Origin of the sequence: Candidatus Photobacterium acropomis (assembly GCF_030685555.1) — a bacterium.
In the GTDB taxonomy this organism is placed as follows: Bacteria; Pseudomonadota; Gammaproteobacteria; order Enterobacterales; family Vibrionaceae; genus Photobacterium; species Photobacterium lucens.
Window position 1 is genome coordinate 1,194,977 of sequence record NZ_CP131609.1, and the last position, 22,008, is coordinate 1,216,984.

Below are 22,008 nucleotides of genomic sequence, written 5' to 3' on the forward strand. Positions count from 1 at the left end.
AGGCAAGAAAAATGCCATCATTATTGATTGATTTCGTCAGCTACCTTTTATTACGTCAGGGCATCAAGTAAAATCCCTCCCTCTTAGATTTTTTTCACCGGCGAAGTGGGTACACCGTCTCCATGACCTTGCTTGCATTAGGAATCAACCACAAAACAGCTTCTGTTGATTTACGTGAAAAAGTGGCATTTTCTCCTGAAAAGCTCACTTTGGCGTTGCAGCAGCTGAAAAACCACCCTGAGGTATTAAGTGGGGTTATTGTTTCTACTTGTAACCGTACTGAAGTTTACTGTGAAATTTCACAGTCAGGGCCGGGTGTGATCATTGACTGGTTGACCAAATTTCATCAGATCACAGCCGAAGAACTGATGCCAAGCCTGTACTTTCATGAAGAGCAAGCAGCAGCACGTCATTTAATGCGTGTTGCTTGTGGCCTAGATTCGTTAGTATTGGGCGAGCCGCAAATCCTAGGACAGGTGAAGCAGTCTTATTCGGAATCAAAAGACATTGAAGCAGTAGGTGGCACCTTAGAAAAGCTGTTTCAAAAAACCTTTACAGTAGCGAAACGCGTACGTACGGAAACAGATATTGGTGGTAATGCCGTATCTGTGGCTTATGCTGCGTGTTCTTTAGCGCGCCAAATTTTTGAGTCTTTATCCGGTGTTACTATTTTACTGGTAGGTGCGGGTGAAACGATTGAATTAGTTTCTCGTCATGTTGTTGAACAGGGCTGTAACAGTTTAATTGTGGCTAACCGTACTCGTGAGCGTGCTGAAGGTATTGCGCGTGAATTCGGTGCTGAGGTGATCAGCTTAGAAGAAATTCCTGAGCATCTTCACCGAGCAGATATTGTGATCAGCTCAACGGCGAGTCCATTACCGATAGTTGGTAAAGGCATGGTCGAAGCGGCACTGAAGCAACGTCGTCACCAGCCTATGCTGTTGGTCGATATTGCTGTTCCACGTGATATTGAACAACAAGTTGGCGAATTGAACGATGCTTACTTATATTCTGTTGATGATCTTCACTCGATTGTAGAGAAGAACCGTGAGCAGCGTAAGGTTGCGGCTATTCAGGCTGAAGCCATTGTAAGTGAAGAAAGTGCAGCGTTTATGCAATGGCTACGCTCACTAGAAGCTGTTGATAGTATTCGTGATTATCGTCAATTTGCCGACCAAATTAAACAGGAGTTGCTACAACGTAGCCTCCAAGCCATTGCTAATGGTACCGACCCTGAGAAGGCCTTAGCAGAGCTCAGTAACAAACTGACCAATAAGCTTATCCATGCTCCAACCAAAGCTATGCAGCAGGTCGCTAAAAATGGCGAGTCTGACAAATTAGTGGTGATCCGTGAAGCTCTCGGTCTGGATTCCTATAACGATTAGTAGTTGATCGCCTTTGGCTTTCGCTAAGCATGATTAGAAGATTATGAAGCAATCAATTTTAGTTAAATTAGAAACTCTTGTTGAACGTTATGAAGAAGTTCAACATCTCCTTGGTGATCCGGATGTACTTGCGGATCAAAACCGTTTTCGTGCGTTATCGAAAGAATACTCACAGCTAGAAGAAGTGACTAAGTGTTTCCAAGCTTACCAACAAGCGAAAGAAGATTTAGTTGCTGCTGAAGAGATGGCACAAGAAGACGACGCAGAAATGCGTGAAATGGCACAAGAAGAAATCAAAGAAGCGAAAGCTGAAATTGAGCGTCTAGCAGATGAACTTCAAGTGCTATTGCTGCCAAAAGATCCAAACGATGATCGCAACTGTTTCGTGGAAATTCGTGCTGGTGCTGGCGGTGATGAAGCGGGTATTTTCGCCGGTGATCTATTCCGTATGTACAGCAAGTACGCAGAGCGTCGTGGCTGGCGTGTAGAAGTGATCAGTGAAAACCGTGCAGAGCAAGGCGGTTACAAAGAAATGATCGCAAAAGTGAATGGTGAAGGTGCGTACGGTATCTTAAAGTTTGAGTCAGGCGGTCACCGTGTACAACGTGTTCCTGCAACCGAATCTCAAGGCCGTGTTCATACATCAGCATGTACTGTTGCGGTACTACCTGAAGTGCCAGAAGCTGAAATTCCAGAAATTAACACGGGCGATCTGAAAATCGATACATTCCGTTCATCAGGTGCGGGTGGTCAGCACGTTAACACCACCGACTCTGCTATTCGTATTACCCACTTACCAACAGGTATTGTGGTGGAATGTCAAGATGAGCGTTCACAGCATAAGAACAAAGCGAAAGCGATGTCGGTACTTGCTGCACGTATCATTAAAGCGGAAGAAGAAAAACGTAATGCAGAGGAAGCGAGCACTCGTCGTAACCTACTAGGTTCAGGTGATCGCTCTGACCGTATCCGCACTTACAACTACCCACAAGGTCGTGTATCGGATCACCGTATTACCCTAACACTTTACCGTTTAAATGAAGTGATGGAAGGCGATCTAGACGCACTAATTCAACCTGTTCTACAAGAGCACCAAGCGGATCAGCTTGCTGCAATGGCTGAGCAAAACTAATGCCTCGTAGCATTGAACAGGTTTTAAAACAAACAACAGCACAATTATCAACGGCGGGCTCAGATAGCCCGCAGTTAGATAGTGCTGTTTTGCTATGTCACGTACTCGATAAACCGCGTAGCTATTTACTGACATGGCCAGAAAAACAACTTGATGATGCTCAATATGAGGCATTTCAAGCGTTAGTCACCCGTCGTATTAATGGTGAGCCTGTGGCTTACATTATTGGCGAACGTGAGTTTTGGTCACTGTCATTAAAGGTTTCACCATCAACGTTGATCCCTCGTCCTGATACTGAGCGTTTAGTTGAACTGGCATTGGAAAAAATTTCAGCTTCAGCCACTAAAGTATTGGATTTAGGCACAGGTACAGGTGCCATTGCTTTAGCGATTGCATCAGAATGTCCAATGTTGCAGGTAACAGGCATCGATCTACGCCAAGAAGCGGCTGATTTAGCGCTGGAAAATAGCCAACGTTTATCAATTTCAAATACTCGTTTTTTAGCGGGTAGCTGGTACTCACCGTTACAACAAAATGAAACTTTTGATGTGATTGTGAGTAATCCGCCTTATATTGATGAAGCCGATCCGCACCTTGTTCAAGGCGATGTTCGTTTTGAACCTAAGAGTGCGTTAGTGGCTGACGATAGCGGTTTGGCTGATATTCGTATTATCAGCGATCAAGGACGACAACACTTGGCAATCGGTGGTTGGTTATTAATGGAGCACGGCTTTGAGCAGGGCTCTGCAGTACGTGAAATTTTAGCGCAGCTTGGATACCAACAAATTTCTACCAGTCAAGATTATGCAGGACTCGATCGAGTAACGATGGGTTGCTGGCAAGGAGAAAAATAGATGATGATGTATATGGCGATGAAACACATTCACTTAGTGGCCATTGCACTGAGTGTGCTGTTATTCGTAACCCGCTATATCATGATGATGGCAAACTCATCACTGCTGAATAAAAAGTTTTTTAAAGTCACTCCTCACATTGTTGATACGATTTTATTAGCATCAGGTGTGGCACTTATCTTTATTACTGGTTTTATGCCGTTTACTGCAGCAAATGGCTGGCTAACAGAAAAACTGACTTGTGTATTGGCTTACATTGCCCTTGGTTATGTCACGCTACACATGGGTAAGAATAAAGTCTTTAAGACGTTTGCCTTTTTAGGCGCGTTGGGTTGGGTATTTTTAGCTGCACAATTGGCGATCACTAAGACGTCGATTTTCGGTTAAGTTAGGTTAGATCATGATGCAGTTTAATGAAGATGAACTCAATTCTCGCCCATTAGTGGACGGGGCTATTGAGATGATGGCGGAAATTGATCCTGAATTTCCAGCCCATTGGGTGCAATTAAAGTTATCTCAATTAGCTCAAGAAGCCGAACACGCGTTAATGGAAGAGCTCGATCCTCGCCTTCGTTTAGAAGGGCTATTACGCTTATTTTATCGTGAGTGGGGTTTTCAAGGCGATCATCAGCAATACTTTTCATCAGATAATGTATTTTTAGATAAGGTATTGGAGCGCCGTAAAGGGATCCCTGTTAGCTTAGGTGCACTGTTTGTTTATCTAGCGCAGCATCTTGATCTACCTGTAGAAAGTGTAGGCTTCCCGACGCAGTTTTTATTAAAGGCGACATGGCCGGAAGGGGATGTGCAATACATCAACCCGTTTGATGGTGAGTTTGTAAGCACTCATATTTTACGTAGTTGGTTGATTGGTCATCGAGGCCCGTTTACTGAATTAAAGCCGGAATATTTAGAAACACAGCAGAATCACGAAATTCTTGTTCGTTGGTTAACTGTGATGAAAAGTGCGCTGCTTCGAGAAGAGCATTTCACTGACGCTTTACGTTGTAGTGATTTAGCGCTGTTATTTAGCCCTGGCGATCCTCATGAGATCCGCGACCGTGGCTATATTTATCAGCAACTCGACTGTAGTCATGCTGCTGCGATGGATTATTCATATTTTATTGAACAATGTCCTGAAGATCCGGCTGCCGATTTACTCAAAACGCAAGTAGAGACGCTCTTTGATGAGCCTTTGACTCTGCACTAAAAGAGAATAACGAATATGATGGAACAAAAAACTGTTCGCATTGGCGACATTGATGTAGCGAATGATAAGCCATTTGTCCTATTTGGCGGTATGAACGTGCTTGAGTCTCGCGATTTAGCGATGCAAATCTGTGAGCACTACGTAAAGGTTACTGACAAGTTAGGTATTCCTTACGTATTTAAAGCGTCGTTTGATAAAGCTAACCGTTCATCTGTGCATTCATACCGTGGTCCTGGTATGGAAGAAGGTCTGAAGATTTTCCAAGAGATCAAAGATACGTTTGGTGTAAAAATCATCACTGACATTCACGAGCGTGAACAAGCACAACCTGTTGCTGATGTGGTTGATGTAATTCAGCTTCCTGCATTCCTTGCTCGTCAAACTGATCTTGTTGAAGCGATGGCGAAAACAGGTGCTGTGATCAACGTGAAAAAACCACAGTTCATGAGCCCAGGTCAAGTGGGTAACATCGTTGAGAAATTCGCGGAATGTGACAACCACAATGTGATCTTATGTGAGCGTGGTGTACTGCACGGTTATGATAACCTAGTGGTTGATATGCTTGGTTTTGATGTAATGAAAAAAGCATCAAAAGGCAGCCCAATTATCTTTGACGTAACCCATGCGCTACAGTGTCGTGATCCTCTAGGTGCGGCTTCTGGCGGTCGTCGTGAGCAAACTGTTGATCTAGCTCGCTCTGGTATCGCAACAGGTATCGCTGGCCTATTTATGGAAGCGCACCCAACACCTGATCAGGCACTATGTGATGGTCCATCTGCATTCCCACTAGATAAGCTTGAGCCATTCTTAGCGCAAATTAAACAACTTGATGATTTAATTAAGAGCTTTGCTCCAATCGAAATCAACTAAGTTTATTGCGTTTGATGAAATTCGAAACCCAGTGATGGATACCATTACTGGGTTTTTTTATACATATTATTCGTTGAGGTAGTTGTTCTGTATGATAATTAATCTAAATATGAAAATTCAAAAAATATAAAAATACGATATTTAATTCTGTTTTTATTGTTTGTTTTTGAAGCTATATACTGCTTTTTATACTTATTATAGTGACTATGCTTTTGGGGTATCTGGTTTTATGGTGTGATGTTTGTCGCATTCATTTTGAAACTTGTTATGGGTAGTTTCATACTTGCCGCAGCATTTTATTCGATCAGAGAGTTTCCCGTGTCACTAACAACCACTCAAGAGCACCCCGGACAAGAAGTAACAACACGTTTATCTAAATGGACTCAGCATGACACCCGTTGGATGTTGAGCTTATTTGGTACATCTGTTGGTGCCGGTATTTTATTTTTACCGATTAATATTGGCTCTGGTGGTTTTTGGTCTTTGATCGTCATGGCGTTATTGGCAGGACCTATGACATTCTGGGCGCACCGAGGATTAGCTCGTTTTGTGCTGTCATCATCTTCATCTGATGCCGACTTTACTGATGTGGTAGAAGAGCATTTTGGCACAGGCTATGGTCGTTTAATTTCTCTATTGTACTTTCTGTCAATTTTTCCAATTCTGCTTATTTATGGTGTGGGTTTAACCAATACCGTTGATAGCTTTATTGTTCACCAATTGGGTTTAGAAGCGCCATCACGTGTGCTGTTATCTGGTGGTTTAATCTTTGTGATGATCACTGTGATGTTAGCGGGTGAAAAAGCGATGCTAAAAGCATTTGAAGTGATTGTTTACCCGTTAGCATTTATCTTGGCGGGGATCTCAATTTACTTGATCCCAAGCTGGCACATGCCAAACCTTAATTTCAACCAAAGCTTTGTTGAGTTCAGTTCATCGCTATGGTTAGCCATTCCTGTAGTGGTATTTGCGTTTAGTTATACGCCTGTGGTTTCTGGTTTTGTTAATGCTCAGCGCCGTCAGTATGCCGATGGGGCTAAGCAAAAATCAGAATCAATTTTAAAGCGTACGTCAGTGATGTTGATTGCGTTTGTCCTGTTCTTTGTTTTCTCATGCGTGTTGAGTTTAACTCCTGAGCAACTACAGCAAGCTAAAGCAGATAATGTCTCTGTGCTGTCTTACCTTGCAAACGTAAAAGACAGTCACTTTATTATGTTGCTAGGCCCACTGATTGCATTTATTGCGATCACCTCGTCATTCTTAGGACACTTCATGGGCGCACGTGAAAGCTTTAATGGCATTGTGGCGAAGCAAACAAAATTACCACTGAAAACTATTGATAAGATCGGTGTGGTGATCATGTTCTTCTCTATTTGGTTTGCAGCGGTAATGAACCCGAGCATTTTAGGGATGATGGAAGCGTTATCTGGCCCTGTGATTGCGATGATCTTATTTATCATGCCGATGCTAGCGGTATACCGTATCGAGAGTTTGAAAATGTACCGTGGCAAGATCAGCACTTGGTTTATTTTGCTGATGGGCGCATTGGCTGTGGCAGCGATTCTTTTTAGTTTGATTTAATCGCAAACAGATATGAGATAAAAAGAAGGCTTGCGTTATTAATAGCGCAAGCCTTTTTGTTATGTGTTGAGTCCTAATGACTAGAGCTTAAAGCGACGGATTTCTTGCTGTAACTCGTTAGATAACTGAGATAACTCTGCCGCCTGTTGTGCAGCTTCATTGGCTTCAATGGCAAGCTCATTTGATACATCGCGAATTCCCTCTGTATTGCGGGTGATCTCGGATGTCACTGATGATTGCTCTTCTGCCGCAGAGGCAATTTGTGTTGCCATATCATTGATGTTGTTCACTGCAGTCGTAATTTGCGCCAAGCTTGCAGAGGCTGAACTTGCATCATCAACACTGGTTTCAGATAAATGGCGACTATCTTCCATGATCCCAACAGCTTGACCGGTAGTTTGCTGCAGCGTTTCGATCATTTGTTGGATTTCTTGGGTTGATGCATGGGTACGCTGGCTTAATACTCGAACTTCATCGGCAACCACGGCGAAACCTCGACCTTGCTCGCCAGCACGCGCAGCTTCAATAGCCGCGTTTAATGCCAGTAGATTGGTTTGCTCGGCAATGCCTTGGATGGTTGAGAGGATCGTAGTGATGCTTTGGGCGTGATTATTAAGTTCACTGATCACCGTTGTCGCGGTATCAACTTCTTGCGCCAAACTAGAAATAGATTGCTGGCTTTGGTTTACCTGAGTCGCACCGTGATCAGAAGCTGCAACCGTTTCTTCGGCGGTACGTGCGGTATTTTCTGCGTTGTAAGCGATTTCTTTCGTTGCGGCTGACATTTCATTAATCGCTGTCGCAACCATATTGATCTCATCTTGCTGGTGCAAAATACGAGAGCTGCGCTCTTGAGCTTGGGTCGCAGTCACTTTTGATTGTTGGCTCAATGAATCAGATACACGGCTTAAACGCATCACCATTGCGTGCATATTGCTAACAAATTGGTTGAAGTTATTAGCAAGCTGTCCCACTTCATCATTGCTCTTTGGCTCAATACGTTGTGTTAGATCGCCTTCACCACTCGCAATTTCTGCTAGTGCTTTTGATACGCGATCTAAATCGCGGAATAGGAAGTTAACTAACCATGCCACACTACAAATAACCAATAGCGCAATAACAACAGCAGCTAGTATTAACTTCAATAGTAGCGCCTTATGAGCGGCTTGTTCTGTTTTGGTATCTAAGCTAATAGCGATCAGCCACTGAGTATTTGGAATACTTGCGAAGTAAAGCTGCTTAGCTTGACCGTTAATGGTTAGCTTTGCAAAGTCATGGCTCTGCATTTGTTGTTCAATAGAGTTGATTGATAAGTCATTGCTATAGCGAGTAATAGGCTGGAGCAGTAATTGTTTATCAGGATGTGCGAGGAAAGTGCCATCTTGCTTGTTGATCAGCATGGCGAAGGCATTTTCACCAACGTTTAAATTAATGACATCATTAATCAATTGGGTAATTAAGATATCAGCACCAAGTACACCGGCAAAAGTCCCATTGTGATACACAGGTTTCGCTATGGTGATCATCTGTGCCTTGGTTAAGGTGTCGAGGTAAGCGGGAGAAATAATAGTGTTATTGGCTTGCTGAGCTTGTTGATACCAAGGACGAGTACGAGGATCGACAGATGATAGATCGCGTTCAGCATAAGAGCTGGTGGCAATACCGACTTTACTTCCGAAATACAAATCTTCAAATTGACCCGCTAAACGCGCTTGTTTTAAAAAAGGGACGATCGCAGCATTAGATGTGTTTTCTTCAACAGAATTAATGATATTACTTCGAATCGCAACCCAATCTCCAATACTCTCACTCACAGCTTGAGTGAGATTTTCAGCTCGTTCATAAAGTTCATGCTCAGCTTGTGAGTCAATTTGGCTTGCGGAGAGCCAAGTAAGCGCAGTCGCCATCACTATGACAGCAGATAAACTGGCAACGATTAATTTTTGTTTTAATGTTAACTGCATTATATATCCCTAAAATCCAGTTGAATGTTAATGGATTCTAGAGTTTGTTGCGTTCTGGTGCATTGTAAATAATATATTTATCAATAAAGTTATTGGTTTTGGTGATATTGGTCCCATTTTTATTGGTTGTAACGTATAAAATTATGTTTGCGACTGCTCAAAATACCATTACGATGGTGACTGTTTATGTAATTTAGTTACATATCTTTTGGATGTTTAGACGTCTAGATGTTGACTCTGTGATCGCATCCATTTAGTCTAACCGTCAATTTATAAATAGATGTTAAGTAGTCGTCATGCCAAGCACAGCCAAAAAAGATCAAAATATTCCACCATCCGCACTTGCCTTATTACCGTTGGGCATTTTCTTAGCCTTATTCATTGGAGTAGGTACCTACCTAACAATGCAAGGTGTTGATTTCGCTTTTTATCAATTACCAGCACCCGTTGCTGCTTTACCAGCGGTAGTCGTTGCCATTTTATTGAGTAAAGAAAAGTTAAATAAAGCGATTGAGCAGTTTATCCGTGGTGTAGGCCACAGCGATATTATTGCTATGTGTATGATCTATTTATTGGCTGGTGCATTTGCTTCTGTGGCGAAAGCCTCTGGTGGGGTAGATGCTACGGTTAACCTAGGATTAGCGTTAATTCCTGCAAGTATGATCTTGCCGGGCTTATTTGTGATCTCAGCGTTTATTGCGACAGCAATGGGTACTTCAATGGGTACGATTGCCGCTGTAGCTCCGGTAGCATTAGGTATTGCCCAAGCATCTGGCATGGATGTGGCGTTAACTGCAGGTGTTGTACTCAGTGGTGCAATGTTTGGTGATAACTTATCAATTATTTCTGATACCACGATTGCAGCGACCCGCTCGCAAGGCTGTCAGATGAAAGATAAATTCCGTGAAAACGTGAAAATTGCTATTCCAGCAGCGATTGCCGCCATTGTGTTATTTACTTTCAATAGCTCAGTGACGCAATTACCAGAAACATCCCCAATTGAATGGCTAAAAGTGATGCCATATATCACGATCTTGGTACTGGCGGTATCGGGTGTAAACGTGTTCGTCGTACTATCTATTGGTATTTTACTAGCCGGCGGTGTGGGTTTAACATCAGTGGCGGATTACAGCTTAACGAGCTTTGGTAAAGATATTTACGGTGGCTTTGGCAATATGCAGGAGATCTTCCTGTTATCTATGCTAATTGGTGGTATTAGTGAACTAATGCGCCAGCAAGGTGGTTTGGCATTTTTAACGCAAAATATCAGCCGTGTGATTAATGTCTTTAGTTCAAAACACAAAGCGTCTGAAAACCTACGTGCGAGCGAGTTTGGTATTGCAGGTTTAGTGAGTTTAACTAACCTTTGTACTGCAAATAATACGGTAGCAATCATTGTTTCTGGTGGAGTGGCGCGTGAACTGGCTGATGAAAACGGGGTAACACCACGTCGCTCTGCAAGTTTGCTCGATATCTTCTCATGTGTGATCCAAGGGGTTTTACCTTATGGCGCACAAGCGTTGTTATTAGGCTCGGTATTTGAGTTATCACCATTAGATGTGGTGGCACATTCTTACTACTGTTTCTTCTTAGCAATAGCAGCGATTGTGGCGATCATCATTAAGCACCCAAGTAGAAAACTGACGACGGTATAACGTGACGTAACTCACTATAAACTAGCATTGATGATAACTATTTGATTAAAGCCCAGTATTTTCTGGGCTTTTTTGTGCCTAGATGTGACATTAACAATAGTTTCGTGATTAATCAGGTGATCTAGCTAACAAAACGTTTAAATGGAAAAGTCATAAAATTTTATTTCGTTACACTGACGATGTTGGTCACATTGTTTTACTTATAACGGCATATTTTTGTGGTTAAAGTGTGACCATATGACTTGTACCGATTTAGCGCTCACACCATTGCGTTTGAAATCGCCATTAGAAAACATGTTTAAGGTGGATACCATGAAGCAACGCCTATTTGCTAAAACAGCATTAAGCGCCGCTCTACTTGCGCTTCTTTCTGGTTGTGCAACAACAGCGGAAAAAGCCTCTCCAGCATGGGATGCTGATACAACTTATCGAATCACTATCCTTCATACTAACGATAACCATGGTCGTTTCTGGCAAAACCAGAACGGTGAATATGGTATGGCTGCGCGTAAGACGTTGATTGATAAGATCCGTGCTGAAGTTGAAGCGCAAGGTGGTACGAGCTTATTGCTTTCTGGTGGTGATGTGAACACAGGTGTTCCAGAATCCGATCTGCAAGATGCAGAGCCAGATTTCAAAGGTATGAACATGTTAGGTTACGATGCGATGGCATTAGGTAACCATGAATTTGATAACCCACTTGATGTATTACGTAAGCAAGAAGAGTGGGCAAACTTCCCAATGCTTTCTGCTAACATTTACGACAAGAAAACTGGTAAGCGTTTATTCCAGCCGTACCAAATTTTTGAGCAGCAAGGCATTAAAATCGCTGTGATTGGTTTAACTACAGAAGATACAGCGAAGATCGGTAACCCTGAATACATCGGTGGTGTTGAGTTCCGTGATCCTAAAGCGGAAGCGAAGGAAGTGATCGCTGAGCTTGAGAAAACAGAAAAGCCGGATGTGATCATTGCTGCAACGCACATGGGGCACTATGAAAACGGTCAGCGTGGTATTAATGCACCGGGTGATGTGGCACTCGCACGTTATCTGAATGAAGGTGATTTGGACATGATTGTGGGTGGTCACTCACAAGAGCCTGTTTGTATGGAAAGCCCAAATGTGGCGAAGAAAGATTTCCAACCAGGTGATAAATGTGTACCAGATCAGCAAAATGGTACGTGGATTGTGCAAGCGCACGAATGGGGCAAATACGTAGGTCGTGCTGACTTTGAATTTAAGAACGGTGAATTATCGCTGGTGAGCTACGATTTAGTGCCTGTTAACTTGAAGAAGAAAATTAAGTTAGATGATGGTTCAAGTAAGCGTGTGTTTATTCAAGATGAAATCGCACAAAACCAAGAAGTGTACAACTTCCTAAAACCGTTCCAAGAGCAAGGCCAAGAGAAGCTGAATGTGAAGATTGCACAATCTAACGGTAAGTTAGAAGGTGATCGTAATTTGGTGCGATTTGAGCAAACCAATCTAGGTCGTCTAATCGGTGCATCACACATGGAACGTGCGAAAGCTGATTTCGCTGTGATGAACTCTGGCGGTGTGCGTGATTCCATTGAAGGTGGTGACATCACTTATAAAGATGTACTGATCGTACAACCTTTTGGCAACATCGTAACTTACACTGATATGACGGGTAAGGAAGTGTTGGACTACCTAAATGTAGTTGCGACTAAGCCTGTTGATTCTGGCTCTTACGCACAGTTCTACGGTATTTCAATGACTGTAGCGAATGGCAAAGTAAGTAACGTGAAAATCGGTGGAAAACCATTAGATATGAATAAGACGTATCGTTTCACCGTACCTAGCTACAATGCAGCAGGTGGTGATGGTTATCCGAAAATCAATAACCATGATGGTCACGTTAACACGGGCTTTGTGGATGCAGAAGTACTGAAACAATACTTAGAAACGCATTCACCAATTGATGTAAACAAGTTCGCACCAAAAGGTGAGATTGTTTATAAGTAAGCCGTAATAATGGTTTGAAAAAGCGCACCTTGAATTGTTCAGGTGCGCTTTTTTGTTATACAAAATTGCTGTGCTATAGCTCAGTTGTATGAACTAGCGATATAATCAGGATTGGTAAACAGATGTTCTTAATTTCTTTGATAGCACTTTTGGCTATATGGGGGAATTAACCACAGCTGTTTGAGTGAAACAGAGAGCGAAATCATCATGACTCCAGCGATTAAATTAGCGAAAAAACAAAAAATTTCTTACCAAGTACATCAGTATGATCACGATCCGGCTAACACCAATTTTGGTCATGAAGCTGCGGAAGTACTGGGCATCGATCCTAACCGTGTATTTAAGACATTATTGTTTTCGTTAAATGGCGATCCTAAAAATCTTGCAGTAGCCGTCGTGCCAGTCTCTGGGATGTTAGATTTAAAAGCAGCTGCAAAAGCCGCTGGTGGCAAAAAAGCTGAAATGGCAGATCCTAAATTGGCTGAGAAAGTAACAGGTTATATCGTGGGTGGTATTAGCCCATTAGGTCAGAAAAAGCGCTTACCGACCTTAGTTGATAGCGGTGCAGAAAACTTCGACACAATTTTTGTTAGTGCAGGTCGTCGTGGTTTAGATATCGAGCTGGCGGCGAAAGATCTTGTTGCTTTAACGGGCGGTAAATTTGCCGAGATAGGTAAAGCCGAGTAATACATCGAGCTCGCTCAATACGGATATAGAGAGTGAATATTAGTGTCAGTGCCGAATTTAAACTTATTACGAACCTTGCATGTGCTGTTGGATGAATGCCATGTTACCCGTACTGCTGAGCGTTTACATATCACGCAGTCAGCGGTGAGTCGGCAACTGACACACTTGCGTGAAATCTTTTCTGATCCTCTATTAATACGAGAGGGAAATCGTTTATTACCCACACCTCGTGCCTTATCGCTTCAACAAAAAATCACTGAATTACTTGCCGATTGTGATGCTGTTTTTGAGCCAGAGCAATTCTCTCCGCAAAACTGGCGTGGCAAGGTTGTTTTGTCATCATCCGATTATGTTGCCCAATATATTTTTCCAGATATTGTTGAGTTATTAACTATCCAAGCACCGCAGGTGGATGTGCGTTATCAGTTGTGGTCGCCAAGTTATACTGAGCAATTGGGCGATCTTGATATTCAGCTAGTCTCCACCATGGCACCCGCTATTCCTGAGGGATTATCAGGTGTGCAAATTGGTACTGATCAAGCGGTATGTGTAATGAGTCAACATCATATATTGGCAAAGCAATCATCATTAACACTCGATGAGTTCACCACTTATAAGCATGTATCGGTCAGTGGTGGTGGTGATAAAGATAGCTTTGTTGATACTCAGTTACGCTTGCTGGGTTGTGAGCGTCATATTCATACTTTTGTTCCTTTCTTTGGCTCGGCTCTTAATACGCTTTGCCGTACTGATATGTTATTGGTGATCCCAGAGCATATTGTTGCCAACATGCAGCGGTTTTATGATGTGGTGTATAAGCCGTTACCCTTTCCAAGTATACGTAATCAATATTGGCTACTGTGGCATCCCAAATATGATAATGAATTGTCTCATCAATGGTTACGAAAGCATGTGCTAACGTTAATGAAGACATCCATGTATTCAATGACGCAATAAATTATCGTTGTTCATCAATTGAATTGTCGTTAGCTGGTCATGATTTAAAGTCATAGCTTTGATGATTTCTTTTGATTTCTACTTATGCCCCACGCTTGGTAATTTGACGCCCTGAAAGGAGAATTATTATGACAATCAGTGTGTGGCTTTCTTTATTCTTAATTTGTCTATTAGGGGCAATGTCACCAGGCCCCAGTTTAGCGGTAGTGGCAAAGCATAGTTTGGCTGGCGGACGTCAACATGGCTTAGTCACAGCGTGGTCACATGCCTGTGGTGTTGGGCTATATGCATTATTAACTCTGTTGGGGTTAGCTGTGGTCTTAAAGCAATCACCAACGCTGTTTAATGTGATTAGCTATGCAGGTGCTGGTTACTTAGCGTATTTAGGGGTTAATGCATTACGCTCAAAAGGGGGCGTGGCTGAAAAATTAGCGGCAGGTAAGCCATCATCGTTGTTCGAAGCGGGTCGTGATGGTTTGATGATCTCATTATTAAACCCCAAATTAGCCCTTTATTTTCTTGCCTTGTTTAGCCAGTTTGTTGCGTTAGGCAATGAGCTAAGTAGCCAAATGGTGATTGTTATGACACCGCTACTGGTCGATGGATTATGGTACACCCTTGTCGCTTGTGTGCTTTCATATCCAAAAGTTTTGCAAGCGTTAAGAAGTCGGGCGCAATTGATTGATCGGTTATCTGGCGTGGTGTTGATTGCGTTGGCATGTCGGGTGCTTTGGTCAGTTTAAAAGTATAAAAAGAGCGGTGTTTAACCGCTCTTTTTGTTTATTTGAATGGTTATGAGCTGCGACGATTTAAATGATGCTCACGTGTTTCCAATTTCTTTTCAGGGCTTTTTTTCAGCATCACATACAGCGCACCTGTACCACCATGTTGGCGTTGGGCTGAATGGAAACAAAGCACATCGGAAATTTGCTCTAACCATGTAGTGACATAGCTTTTCATCAATGCAGGTGGATTTGAACGCTCGCCTTTACCGTGAACAATGATCACCGTACGAATATCTAAACGTTGTGACTGTTTGAGGAAGGAGAGGATCTCGTCACGGGCTTGTTGGAGTGACTTCTTATGAAGATCCAAACGCCCTTGAATATCGTATTTACCTTGGCGCATTTTACGGAATACAGCTTCTTGCACCCCGTCTCGCTTAAACTCGATCATATCATCAGGTTTTACCATAGTAGCGTTATCTAATGATAGGTACTCAGAGTCACTTTCTGCCAAGCTTTGAGCGGCAATACGACGCGCTAATTGCGATTCAGACACTGTGTGTTTTTGCGAAATGGTCACCGTGTCTTGTTTGATTGGCGCAACATCGGCCATCATCTCTTTAAAAAGATCGAATTCATTATTATCTGACATAGGACTTTCACTTTAGGAACCGATGACTTTGATTATACAAGTGCAACCAGATCTTGCCTAGCCGAAGGAAAGGGATAAAAAGGAAGAAAAAGACCAGGGCTAAAGAGAGAAAGCCCTGGATGCAATATGCGTATTGCTAAATGTTGCTAGTGAGGAGGATTTGCCGTCGATGCTTTGTAAATAAAGTAGCCGCCAAAAAATAACATGAGTCCGAGGGCACCAAAAATGACAAGCATAGAAGCTAATCCGATACTGTTTCCAAATAAAAGATCTAACCAGAAATCCATGTGTATCCTTAAAGTGTCGACGTAATGACTACTATTTAAACAATGTGACGATTGTGTTTTTATGATCTAGAACAAGAGTAAAAAGTCTGTTTCATTGTTGTATGCATTAATGCGCTATAGATCACTTAAGTTACCGAAAAATCGCAATTTTGCTCGCTTGATAAGCAAAAGAATTAGTTACAAAAAAAAATACCGTATAGGGGTTGATAAAAACAATTTCGGGAGTATTATAAGCGACCTCAACGGCGCAGAGCGTTGTTGGTTTCGTCGGTGAATAGCGCAGTTTGGTAGCGCATCTGGTTTGGGACCAGAGGGTCGGGGGTTCGAATCCCTCTTCACCGACCACTATTTCAAGTAGTGGTATAAAATTACCGTTACTTACAAGTCGGTGAATAGCGCAGTTTGGTAGCGCATCTGGTTTGGGACCAGAGGGTCGGGGGTTCGAATCCCTCTTCACCGACCACTATTTCAAGTAGTGGTATGAAAATTACCGTTACTTACAAGTCGGTGAATAGCGCAGTTTGGTAGCGCATCTGGTTTGGGACCAGAGGGTCGGGGGTTCGAATCCCTCTTCACCGACCACTATTTCAAGTAGTGGTATAAAAATACCGTTACTTACAAGTCGGTGAATAGCGCAGTTTGGTAGCGCATCTGGTTTGGGACCAGAGGGTCGGGGGTTCGAATCCCTCTTCACCGACCACTATTTCAAGTAGTGGTATGAAATACTGTTACTTACAAAGTCGGTGAATAGCGCAGTTTGGTAGCGCATCTGGTTTGGGACCAGAGGGTCGGGGGTTCGAATCCCTCTTCACCGACCACTATTTCAAGTAGTGGTATAAAAATACTGTTACTTACAAGTCGGTGAATAGCGCAGTTTGGTAGCGCATCTGGTTTGGGACCAGAGGGTCGGGGGTTCGAATCCCTCTTCACCGACCACTAATTAAGAAGCCTCGTCGAAAGACGGGGCTTTTTTTGTGTCAGTTATATTTTATTGAATAAGCAGTTTGGTAGCGCATCGCAGCTCTGGGTCAATAGCGGACCAGAGGGTCGGGGGTTCCTGATCTATTCAAAACCTGCTCTTCACTGACCACTAATTAAGAAGCCTCGTCGAAAGACGGGGCTTTTTTTGTGTCAGTTATATTTTATTGAATAAGCAGTTTGGTAGCGCATCGCAGCTCTGGGTCAATAGCGGACCAGAGGGTCGGGGGTTCCTGATCTATTCAAAACCTGCTCTTCACTGACCACTAATTAAGAAGCCTTGTCGAAAGACGGGGATTTTTTGCATCTATCATATTTTATTGAATAGGCAGTTTGGTAGCGCATCGCAGCTCTGGGTCAATAGCGGACCAGAGGGTCGGGGGTTCCTGATCTATTCAAAACCTGCTCTTCACCGACCACTAATTAAGAAGCCTCGTCGAAAGACGGGGCTTTTTTTGTGTCAGTTATATTTTATTGAATAAGCAGTTTGGTAGCGCATCGCAGCTCTGGGTCAATAGCGGACCAGAGGGTCGGGGGTTCCTGATCTATTCAAAACCTGCTCTTCACCGACCACTAATTAAGAAGCCTCGTCGAAAGACGGGGCTTTTTTTGTGTCAGTTATATTTTATTGAATAAGCAGTTTGGTGGCGCATCGCAGCTCTGGGTCAATAGCGGACCAGAGGGTCGGGGGTTCCTGATCTATTCAAAACCTGCTCTTCACTGACCACTTATTAAGAAGCCTCGTCGAAAGACGAGGCTTTTTTGCATCTGTCATATTTTGTTGAATAGGCATTTTGGCAGCGCATCGCAGCTCTGGGTTAATAGCGGAGCAAAGGGTCGGGGGTTCCTGAACTATTCAAAACTCGCTCTTCACCGAGCACTTATTAAGAAGCCTCGTCGAAAGATGAGGCTTTTTTGTATCAGTTATATTTTATTGGATAGGCAGTTTGGTAGTGCATCGCAGCTCTGGGTTAATAAGTATTAAGCTACGAAGAACTTGTGATGGCTTCCCAATCTTCACATTGTGCTGTTGCGCCTTTTGTGATCCTTTCGACCTTAAAGCCTGCTTTTTTCATTAATGCAGGCAGTCCTTGCTCACCAATTAAATGAAATGCACCGACAACAACCATAAAACGTCCTGATTGATAATCTGGTGATAACGTTAAGGTTTCAGCCCAATGACGATTGCGAGCAAAGATCAATGCTTCATTGGTTTCTGGATCATATTGGGTGTCATTAAATAACGTCTTAAATTTTTCACTGTCACCTTGTTTCCAAACATCCACAAGACACTGTAAAGAGGCTTTGGTTTGTTGCCATTGCTCGATGGTTTCCACCAACATGCTATTACCATTGTGTGGCAAGTTTTGCAGCAAGCTTAATTGATACTCTACACTCTCTAATGATTTGATCGGAATATGCTGTTTTTCTGCTCGTTTTAATAACACGTAATCAATGCCTTGATCGGGTGATAGGTTAAGCTGATTAGCGAGCATTAATTGAAGATAAGTCGCTGTTAGCCAAGGAGGCTGACTTGTCAGTAATTCATAAGGGAGTGAGAGAGACTCGGCGATAGTTTTAAGCTTTGCTAACTGCTCATTATTTAGTGTTTCTTGAGTATAAGGCGGCTTATTATTTTGCTCTGTTGGTGTGGTGGTAGGCTGAAGAATATTGGCTTCCACTATGAGCGCATCGGCTTTTTTCCACTGTGATAAAAAGGCTTGAGGTAATGGGAACATGTCTTGTTCGCCCGCATGAATCGATCCTAATACATAAAATTGGCGATGATTATCATAGATCTTCCAAACAATGGGTTCAGCCAGTGCCTGATGAGAGATAAAAGGAAGAAGTAGTAATGCTTTGGAAAGCAAGGATTTAAACATTTGTTATCGAGCTCCTAAAAATAAGCACTGCTTTAGTTATAACAAAATTATTAGGGGACGTAATAAAAGAAGGCTACCGAAGTAGCCTTTGATCTGATTAAGCAACTTGCTTAGTTTGATTGGCGAAGGCTAGGATGAAGCCAGAACCACCAAACAATAAATGCGATAGCGGCAATACCAAGTAATAAAAACATATTATTTCTCCTCTGTTGCTTGAGGCTGATAGCTTGGTTTAAATAAACGTAAGCGATTGGCATTGGTTACTACGGTAATGGAAGATAACGCCATTGCTGCTCCTGCAATCACAGGGCTTAATAATGCACCTGTAATTGGGTAGAGCACACCAGCTGCAACTGGAATACCTAAGCTGTTGTAAATAAAGGCACCAAATAGGTTCTCCTTCATGTTACGTAAGGTTGCTTTTGACAGTTCTAGCGCATCAGCGACACCATGAAGAGAGTGACGCATTAAGGTAAACTGGGCACTTTCAATCGCTACATCGGTACCGCTACCCATCGCAATACCTACCTCAGCTAACGCCAGCGCTGGGGCGTCATTGATACCATCACCCACCATTGCAACACGTTTACCTTGTTGTTGAAGCTGCTTTATTTGCGCCGCTTTGCCATCAGGTAATACGTCAGCTACCACATCGTTAATACCTAGTTTCTTAGCAATAACCTGCGCAGTTTTATAGCTATCACCTGTTAGCATGACCACCGTTAAGCCCATCTCTTGCATACGTTTTACGGCACTTAATGAGTCGCTACGTAGTGGATCACTGATACCAATAATGCCAACTAACTGATTGTTTTGCGCTAAATAAACCGGTGTTGCGCCTTGTGCTGCAATACGATCAAAATCATCTTGTGCCTGACTGATTTCGATATTGTGTTTACTCATGAGCTTTTCATTACCCAGCATAACTGCTTGCGCATTGACGATCCCTGAGACACCCATACCTGCTATTGCTACAAAATCACTGACGGGTTCAAGTGCTAATCCTTTTTGCTTTGCTGATTGAATAATAGCATTAGCTAAAGGATGTTCTGAGCCTTGCTCTAAACTTGCCGTCAGTTGTAGCAGCTGATCTTCGTCTAAGTTGTTGTAGCTATGAATGTTTACAACTTGTGGTTTACCTTCAGTAAGCGTACCTGTTTTATCTAATACAACAGTATCGATATTCGCAGCTTGCTGCATCGCTTCAGCATCTCGAATTAAGATCCCTAACTCAGCGGCACGACCAACCCCGACAGTGACAGACATTGGCGTTGCAAGGCCAAGTGCACAAGGACAAGCGATGATCAGAACGGTAGTTGCGGCAACTAACATATACACTGATGATGGTGCAGGGCCAAAGTAATACCAAACCATTGCGGTAATTATGGCAATGATCATCACGCTTGGAACAAAGATACTTGAAATAGTATCGGCTAAACGTGCAAGAGCGGGCTTACTGCTTTGCGCTTGGCGAACGAGCTGGATAATACGTGCCAACATGGTATCGCTGCCAATGTGCTCTGCTTTAAATAGTAATGAGCCTTGTTGGTTAATGGTACCTGCTCGAACTTTATCTCCAGTTTGTTTATGTACTGCTAATGGCTCACCCGTTAGCATGGATTCATCAATATAGGTATTGCCTTCAATGACAACACCATCAACAGCTACTTTCGCGCCAGGACGAAGGCGTAAGATCATATCGCTTTTAACATCACTCAATGGACGCTCTGTTTCGATCCCATCTTCAACTACAATGGCGGTTTGTGGTTGAAGATCAATAAGGCGTTCTAATGCTTTTGATGTTTGACTACGAGCACGAGCTTCAAGTGCATGACCTAAGGTGATCAAACCGATGATCATGGCTGTTGCTTCGAAATATACATGACGAGCTGCAACTGGGAACATGTCAGGCTTAATTACAACTAACATCGAAAATAGCCAAGCAGCGCCTGTCCCAAGAGCAACTAATGTATCCATCGTTGCACGGTGGTGTTTAAAGGCTTTCCAGCTATTGATATAAAAATCTTTACCAACAGTAACTAATAACAATAGAGTGATTAACCCAACGAATCCCCATGCAAATTGGCTGGTGGTTGAATCAATCATCATACTGCCACCAAAAATTCCCCACGCCATCATAGGAATACCTAAGCCAAGGGCAATAAAGGCATTTCTGAGGTGAGTTTTAAAGGTTTGAGTATTTTGCTCTTGCTGACGTTGACGACGCATTTGCTCATCTTCACTCAGTTCTGCATCATAACCTGCCGCTTTAACCGCTTGGATCACTTGCTCAATATTAGGATTACCAGCGACTAAAGCAGTACGCTCAGCCAAATTAACATTAACATTTTCTACACCAGCAACCTGTTTTATCGCTTTTTCAACAGATGCCACGCAGCTTGCGCAAGTCATGCCTGATAGTAGTAATTGTTGTACGTTGTTAGCAGTTGGTTTGATCGCTTCAGACTGCGTTTCTTCTACTGTTAACTTTGGCTCCGTTTCAACAGTCTCTTTAACTGCATCGGAGACGGTTGGCGTTGACATATTAAATGTAATACGTTGCTCTGCGTGGTAGCCCGCATCGGTAATCATCGTAATCACATCAGAAGCTGAGTGTGTTGTGAGGAGCTTGGCATGGGTTTTATCGAGCTCAAGAATGTCGATATTACCTACTTCATTAAGTTTATCAGTCAGCTTTGCGACACATCGACCACAAGACAGCCCAGATAGCGTAAAAGTTAGTGTATGCGCAGCAGGTTGTGGGACTTCTGATACCACCTGATACCCTAGTGATGTAATGATATCAGTAAGTGTTTGCTCACTTAATGCGCCCGTCACCTCTGCTTGTTGTTTGGTAACGGTATAGCTGAAGATATCATCACGTTGGCTGAAGGTATTTTCAACTTTTGCCACACAGCGACCACAAGATAGACCTGATAGTGGCAATTGATAACGAAAGCCGATTTGATAGCCTAATGTATTGATTTGTTCGTAAATGGCTTTAAGTGGACTATCGCTAGTTAGCGTGATTTGCTTGGTATCGATATCGACAATCTGGCAGTCAGGCAATTGTTCTAATGCTGAACGGATTTTCCCTACACAATTCATGCAATGGACGTTAGCAAGTGGGAGAGTAATGGTATTCATTGCGAGCCCTTACGCCTTAAAATAAGAAAGAATAGACTAAGAATAAACCTTCTAG

Annotated in this window: 17 protein-coding genes and 6 tRNA genes; 18 read left to right on the top strand and 5 right to left on the bottom strand. The window is 42.8% G+C overall.

The window, feature by feature from the left end; translation table 11 throughout:
* Positions 1 to 122: 122 nt before the first annotated feature.
* The 7 genes from hemA (at position 123) to Q7657_RS12585 (ending at position 7,032) form a co-directional block, all read left to right on the top strand.
* Positions 123 to 1,385, top strand: a complete 1,263-nt coding sequence (hemA, locus tag Q7657_RS12555; RefSeq protein WP_008986311.1) for a glutamyl-tRNA reductase — start codon at positions 123 to 125, stop codon at positions 1,383 to 1,385.
* A gap of 43 nt (positions 1,386 to 1,428) precedes the next feature.
* Entirely contained in the window at positions 1,429 to 2,517 is a 1,089-nt protein-coding gene (prfA, locus tag Q7657_RS12560; protein WP_053988638.1) for a peptide chain release factor 1, read from the top strand.
* Positions 2,517 to 3,371, top strand: coding sequence for a peptide chain release factor N(5)-glutamine methyltransferase (gene prmC, locus Q7657_RS12565; RefSeq protein WP_107167474.1), 855 nt, complete (start codon positions 2,517 to 2,519; stop codon positions 3,369 to 3,371). Before prfA ends, prmC begins: the two co-directional genes overlap by 1 nt.
* A 6-nt stretch (positions 3,372 to 3,377) precedes the next feature.
* Positions 3,378 to 3,758, top strand: coding sequence for a SirB2 family protein (locus Q7657_RS12570; RefSeq protein WP_053988667.1), 381 nt, complete (start codon positions 3,378 to 3,380; stop codon positions 3,756 to 3,758).
* A gap of 13 nt (positions 3,759 to 3,771) precedes the next feature.
* Positions 3,772 to 4,581 carry a SirB1 family protein gene (locus Q7657_RS12575; protein ID WP_023933294.1) on the top strand — a complete coding sequence of 270 codons (810 nt, stop codon included), beginning with the start codon at positions 3,772 to 3,774 and terminating at the stop codon, positions 4,579 to 4,581.
* Positions 4,582 to 4,596: 15 nt separating this feature from the next.
* Entirely contained in the window at positions 4,597 to 5,451 is an 855-nt protein-coding gene (gene kdsA, locus Q7657_RS12580; RefSeq protein ID WP_181319912.1) for a 3-deoxy-8-phosphooctulonate synthase, read from the top strand.
* 318 nt (positions 5,452 to 5,769) lie between these two features.
* The gene (locus tag Q7657_RS12585) at positions 5,770 to 7,032 is read left to right on the top strand and encodes an SLC5/6 family protein (RefSeq protein ID WP_107167475.1); all 1,263 of its coding nucleotides are present in this window, start codon (positions 5,770 to 5,772) and stop codon (positions 7,030 to 7,032) included.
* 80 nt (positions 7,033 to 7,112) lie between these two features.
* Here the strand turns inward: Q7657_RS12585 and Q7657_RS12590 are convergent, their stop codons facing one another.
* Positions 7,113 to 8,996, bottom strand: coding sequence for a methyl-accepting chemotaxis protein (locus Q7657_RS12590; RefSeq protein ID WP_107167476.1), 1,884 nt, complete (start codon positions 8,994 to 8,996; stop codon positions 7,113 to 7,115).
* A 296-nt stretch (positions 8,997 to 9,292) separates the two neighbouring features.
* Between Q7657_RS12590 and Q7657_RS12595 the strand changes: the two genes are divergently transcribed.
* The 5 genes from Q7657_RS12595 (at position 9,293) to Q7657_RS12615 (ending at position 15,024) form a co-directional block, all read left to right on the top strand.
* The gene (locus Q7657_RS12595; protein WP_107167477.1) at positions 9,293 to 10,651 is read left to right on the top strand and encodes a Na+/H+ antiporter NhaC family protein; all 1,359 of its coding nucleotides are present in this window, start codon (positions 9,293 to 9,295) and stop codon (positions 10,649 to 10,651) included.
* Between the two features lie 312 nt (positions 10,652 to 10,963).
* Positions 10,964 to 12,637, top strand: a complete 1,674-nt coding sequence (ushA, locus tag Q7657_RS12600) for a bifunctional UDP-sugar hydrolase/5'-nucleotidase UshA (RefSeq protein ID WP_107167483.1) — start codon at positions 10,964 to 10,966, stop codon at positions 12,635 to 12,637.
* Positions 12,638 to 12,844: 207 nt separating this feature from the next.
* Positions 12,845 to 13,324 (top strand): Cys-tRNA(Pro) deacylase, encoded by a 480-nt coding sequence (ybaK, locus tag Q7657_RS12605; RefSeq protein WP_107167478.1) that lies wholly within the window; start codon positions 12,845 to 12,847, stop codon positions 13,322 to 13,324.
* Between the two features lie 42 nt (positions 13,325 to 13,366).
* Positions 13,367 to 14,281, top strand: a complete 915-nt coding sequence (locus Q7657_RS12610; RefSeq protein WP_107167479.1) for a LysR family transcriptional regulator — start codon at positions 13,367 to 13,369, stop codon at positions 14,279 to 14,281.
* Positions 14,282 to 14,409: 128 nt separating this feature from the next.
* Complete coding sequence (locus Q7657_RS12615; protein WP_107167480.1) at positions 14,410 to 15,024, top strand: LysE family translocator; 615 nt, start codon at positions 14,410 to 14,412, stop codon at positions 15,022 to 15,024.
* Positions 15,025 to 15,073: 49 nt separating this feature from the next.
* Here the strand turns inward: Q7657_RS12615 and smrA are convergent, their stop codons facing one another.
* The gene (gene smrA / locus Q7657_RS12620) at positions 15,074 to 15,658 is read right to left on the bottom strand and encodes a DNA endonuclease SmrA (protein ID WP_107167481.1); all 585 of its coding nucleotides are present in this window, start codon (positions 15,656 to 15,658) and stop codon (positions 15,074 to 15,076) included.
* Positions 15,659 to 15,804: 146 nt separating this feature from the next.
* Positions 15,805 to 15,945 (bottom strand): DUF3149 domain-containing protein, encoded by a 141-nt coding sequence (locus Q7657_RS12625; RefSeq protein WP_023933279.1) that lies wholly within the window; start codon positions 15,943 to 15,945, stop codon positions 15,805 to 15,807.
* A 268-nt stretch (positions 15,946 to 16,213) separates the two neighbouring features.
* Between Q7657_RS12625 and Q7657_RS12630 the strand changes: the two genes are divergently transcribed.
* From Q7657_RS12630 to Q7657_RS12655, 6 genes are all read left to right on the top strand, one after another.
* Positions 16,214 to 16,290 (top strand) — tRNA-Pro (locus Q7657_RS12630).
* A 41-nt stretch (positions 16,291 to 16,331) separates the two neighbouring features.
* Positions 16,332 to 16,408: transfer RNA gene (locus Q7657_RS12635), tRNA-Pro, on the top strand.
* A 42-nt stretch (positions 16,409 to 16,450) separates the two neighbouring features.
* Positions 16,451 to 16,527, top strand: a tRNA-Pro gene (locus tag Q7657_RS12640).
* A 41-nt stretch (positions 16,528 to 16,568) separates the two neighbouring features.
* Positions 16,569 to 16,645: transfer RNA gene (locus Q7657_RS12645), tRNA-Pro, on the top strand.
* 41 nt (positions 16,646 to 16,686) lie between these two features.
* A tRNA-Pro gene (locus Q7657_RS12650) sits at positions 16,687 to 16,763 on the top strand.
* 41 nt (positions 16,764 to 16,804) lie between these two features.
* A tRNA-Pro gene (locus Q7657_RS12655) sits at positions 16,805 to 16,881 on the top strand.
* 1,028 nt (positions 16,882 to 17,909) lie between these two features.
* Here the strand turns inward: Q7657_RS12655 and Q7657_RS12660 are convergent.
* Together Q7657_RS12660 and Q7657_RS12665 are read right to left on the bottom strand one after the other, a co-directional pair.
* On the bottom strand, positions 17,910 to 18,806 hold the full coding sequence (locus Q7657_RS12660; protein WP_107164824.1) for a TraB/GumN family protein: 897 nt from the start codon (positions 18,804 to 18,806) through the stop codon (positions 17,910 to 17,912).
* Positions 18,807 to 19,001: 195 nt separating this feature from the next.
* Positions 19,002 to 21,953: a copper-translocating P-type ATPase gene (locus Q7657_RS12665; protein WP_107164825.1), complete on the bottom strand. Its 2,952-nt coding sequence runs from the start codon at positions 21,951 to 21,953 to the stop codon at positions 19,002 to 19,004.
* Positions 21,954 to 22,008: the final 55 nt, after the last annotated feature.

What these genes read in the sequence shown, in the direction of transcription:
- hemA (WP_008986311.1), top strand. Translation starts at nt 123, where the DNA reads ATGACCTTGCTTGCATTAGGAATCAACCACAAAACAGCTTCTGTTGAT.
- prfA (WP_053988638.1), top strand. Translation starts at nt 1,429, where the DNA reads ATGAAGCAATCAATTTTAGTTAAATTAGAAACTCTTGTTGAACGTTAT.
- prmC (WP_107167474.1), top strand. Translation starts at nt 2,517, where the DNA reads ATGCCTCGTAGCATTGAACAGGTTTTAAAACAAACAACAGCACAATTA.
- Q7657_RS12570 (WP_053988667.1), top strand. Translation starts at nt 3,378, where the DNA reads ATGTATATGGCGATGAAACACATTCACTTAGTGGCCATTGCACTGAGT.
- Q7657_RS12575 (WP_023933294.1), top strand. Translation starts at nt 3,772, where the DNA reads ATGATGCAGTTTAATGAAGATGAACTCAATTCTCGCCCATTAGTGGAC.
- kdsA (WP_181319912.1), top strand. Translation starts at nt 4,597, where the DNA reads ATGATGGAACAAAAAACTGTTCGCATTGGCGACATTGATGTAGCGAAT.
- Q7657_RS12590 (WP_107167476.1), bottom strand. Translation starts at nt 8,996, where the DNA reads ATGCAGTTAACATTAAAACAAAAATTAATCGTTGCCAGTTTATCTGCT.
- Q7657_RS12595 (WP_107167477.1), top strand. Translation starts at nt 9,293, where the DNA reads ATGCCAAGCACAGCCAAAAAAGATCAAAATATTCCACCATCCGCACTT.
- ushA (WP_107167483.1), top strand. Translation starts at nt 10,964, where the DNA reads ATGAAGCAACGCCTATTTGCTAAAACAGCATTAAGCGCCGCTCTACTT.
- ybaK (WP_107167478.1), top strand. Translation starts at nt 12,845, where the DNA reads ATGACTCCAGCGATTAAATTAGCGAAAAAACAAAAAATTTCTTACCAA.
- Q7657_RS12615 (WP_107167480.1), top strand. Translation starts at nt 14,410, where the DNA reads ATGACAATCAGTGTGTGGCTTTCTTTATTCTTAATTTGTCTATTAGGG.
- smrA (WP_107167481.1), bottom strand. Translation starts at nt 15,658, where the DNA reads ATGTCAGATAATAATGAATTCGATCTTTTTAAAGAGATGATGGCCGAT.
- Q7657_RS12625 (WP_023933279.1), bottom strand. Translation starts at nt 15,945, where the DNA reads ATGGATTTCTGGTTAGATCTTTTATTTGGAAACAGTATCGGATTAGCT.
- Q7657_RS12660 (WP_107164824.1), bottom strand. Translation starts at nt 18,806, where the DNA reads ATGTTTAAATCCTTGCTTTCCAAAGCATTACTACTTCTTCCTTTTATC.
- Q7657_RS12665 (WP_107164825.1), bottom strand. Translation starts at nt 21,953, where the DNA reads ATGAATACCATTACTCTCCCACTTGCTAACGTCCATTGCATGAATTGT.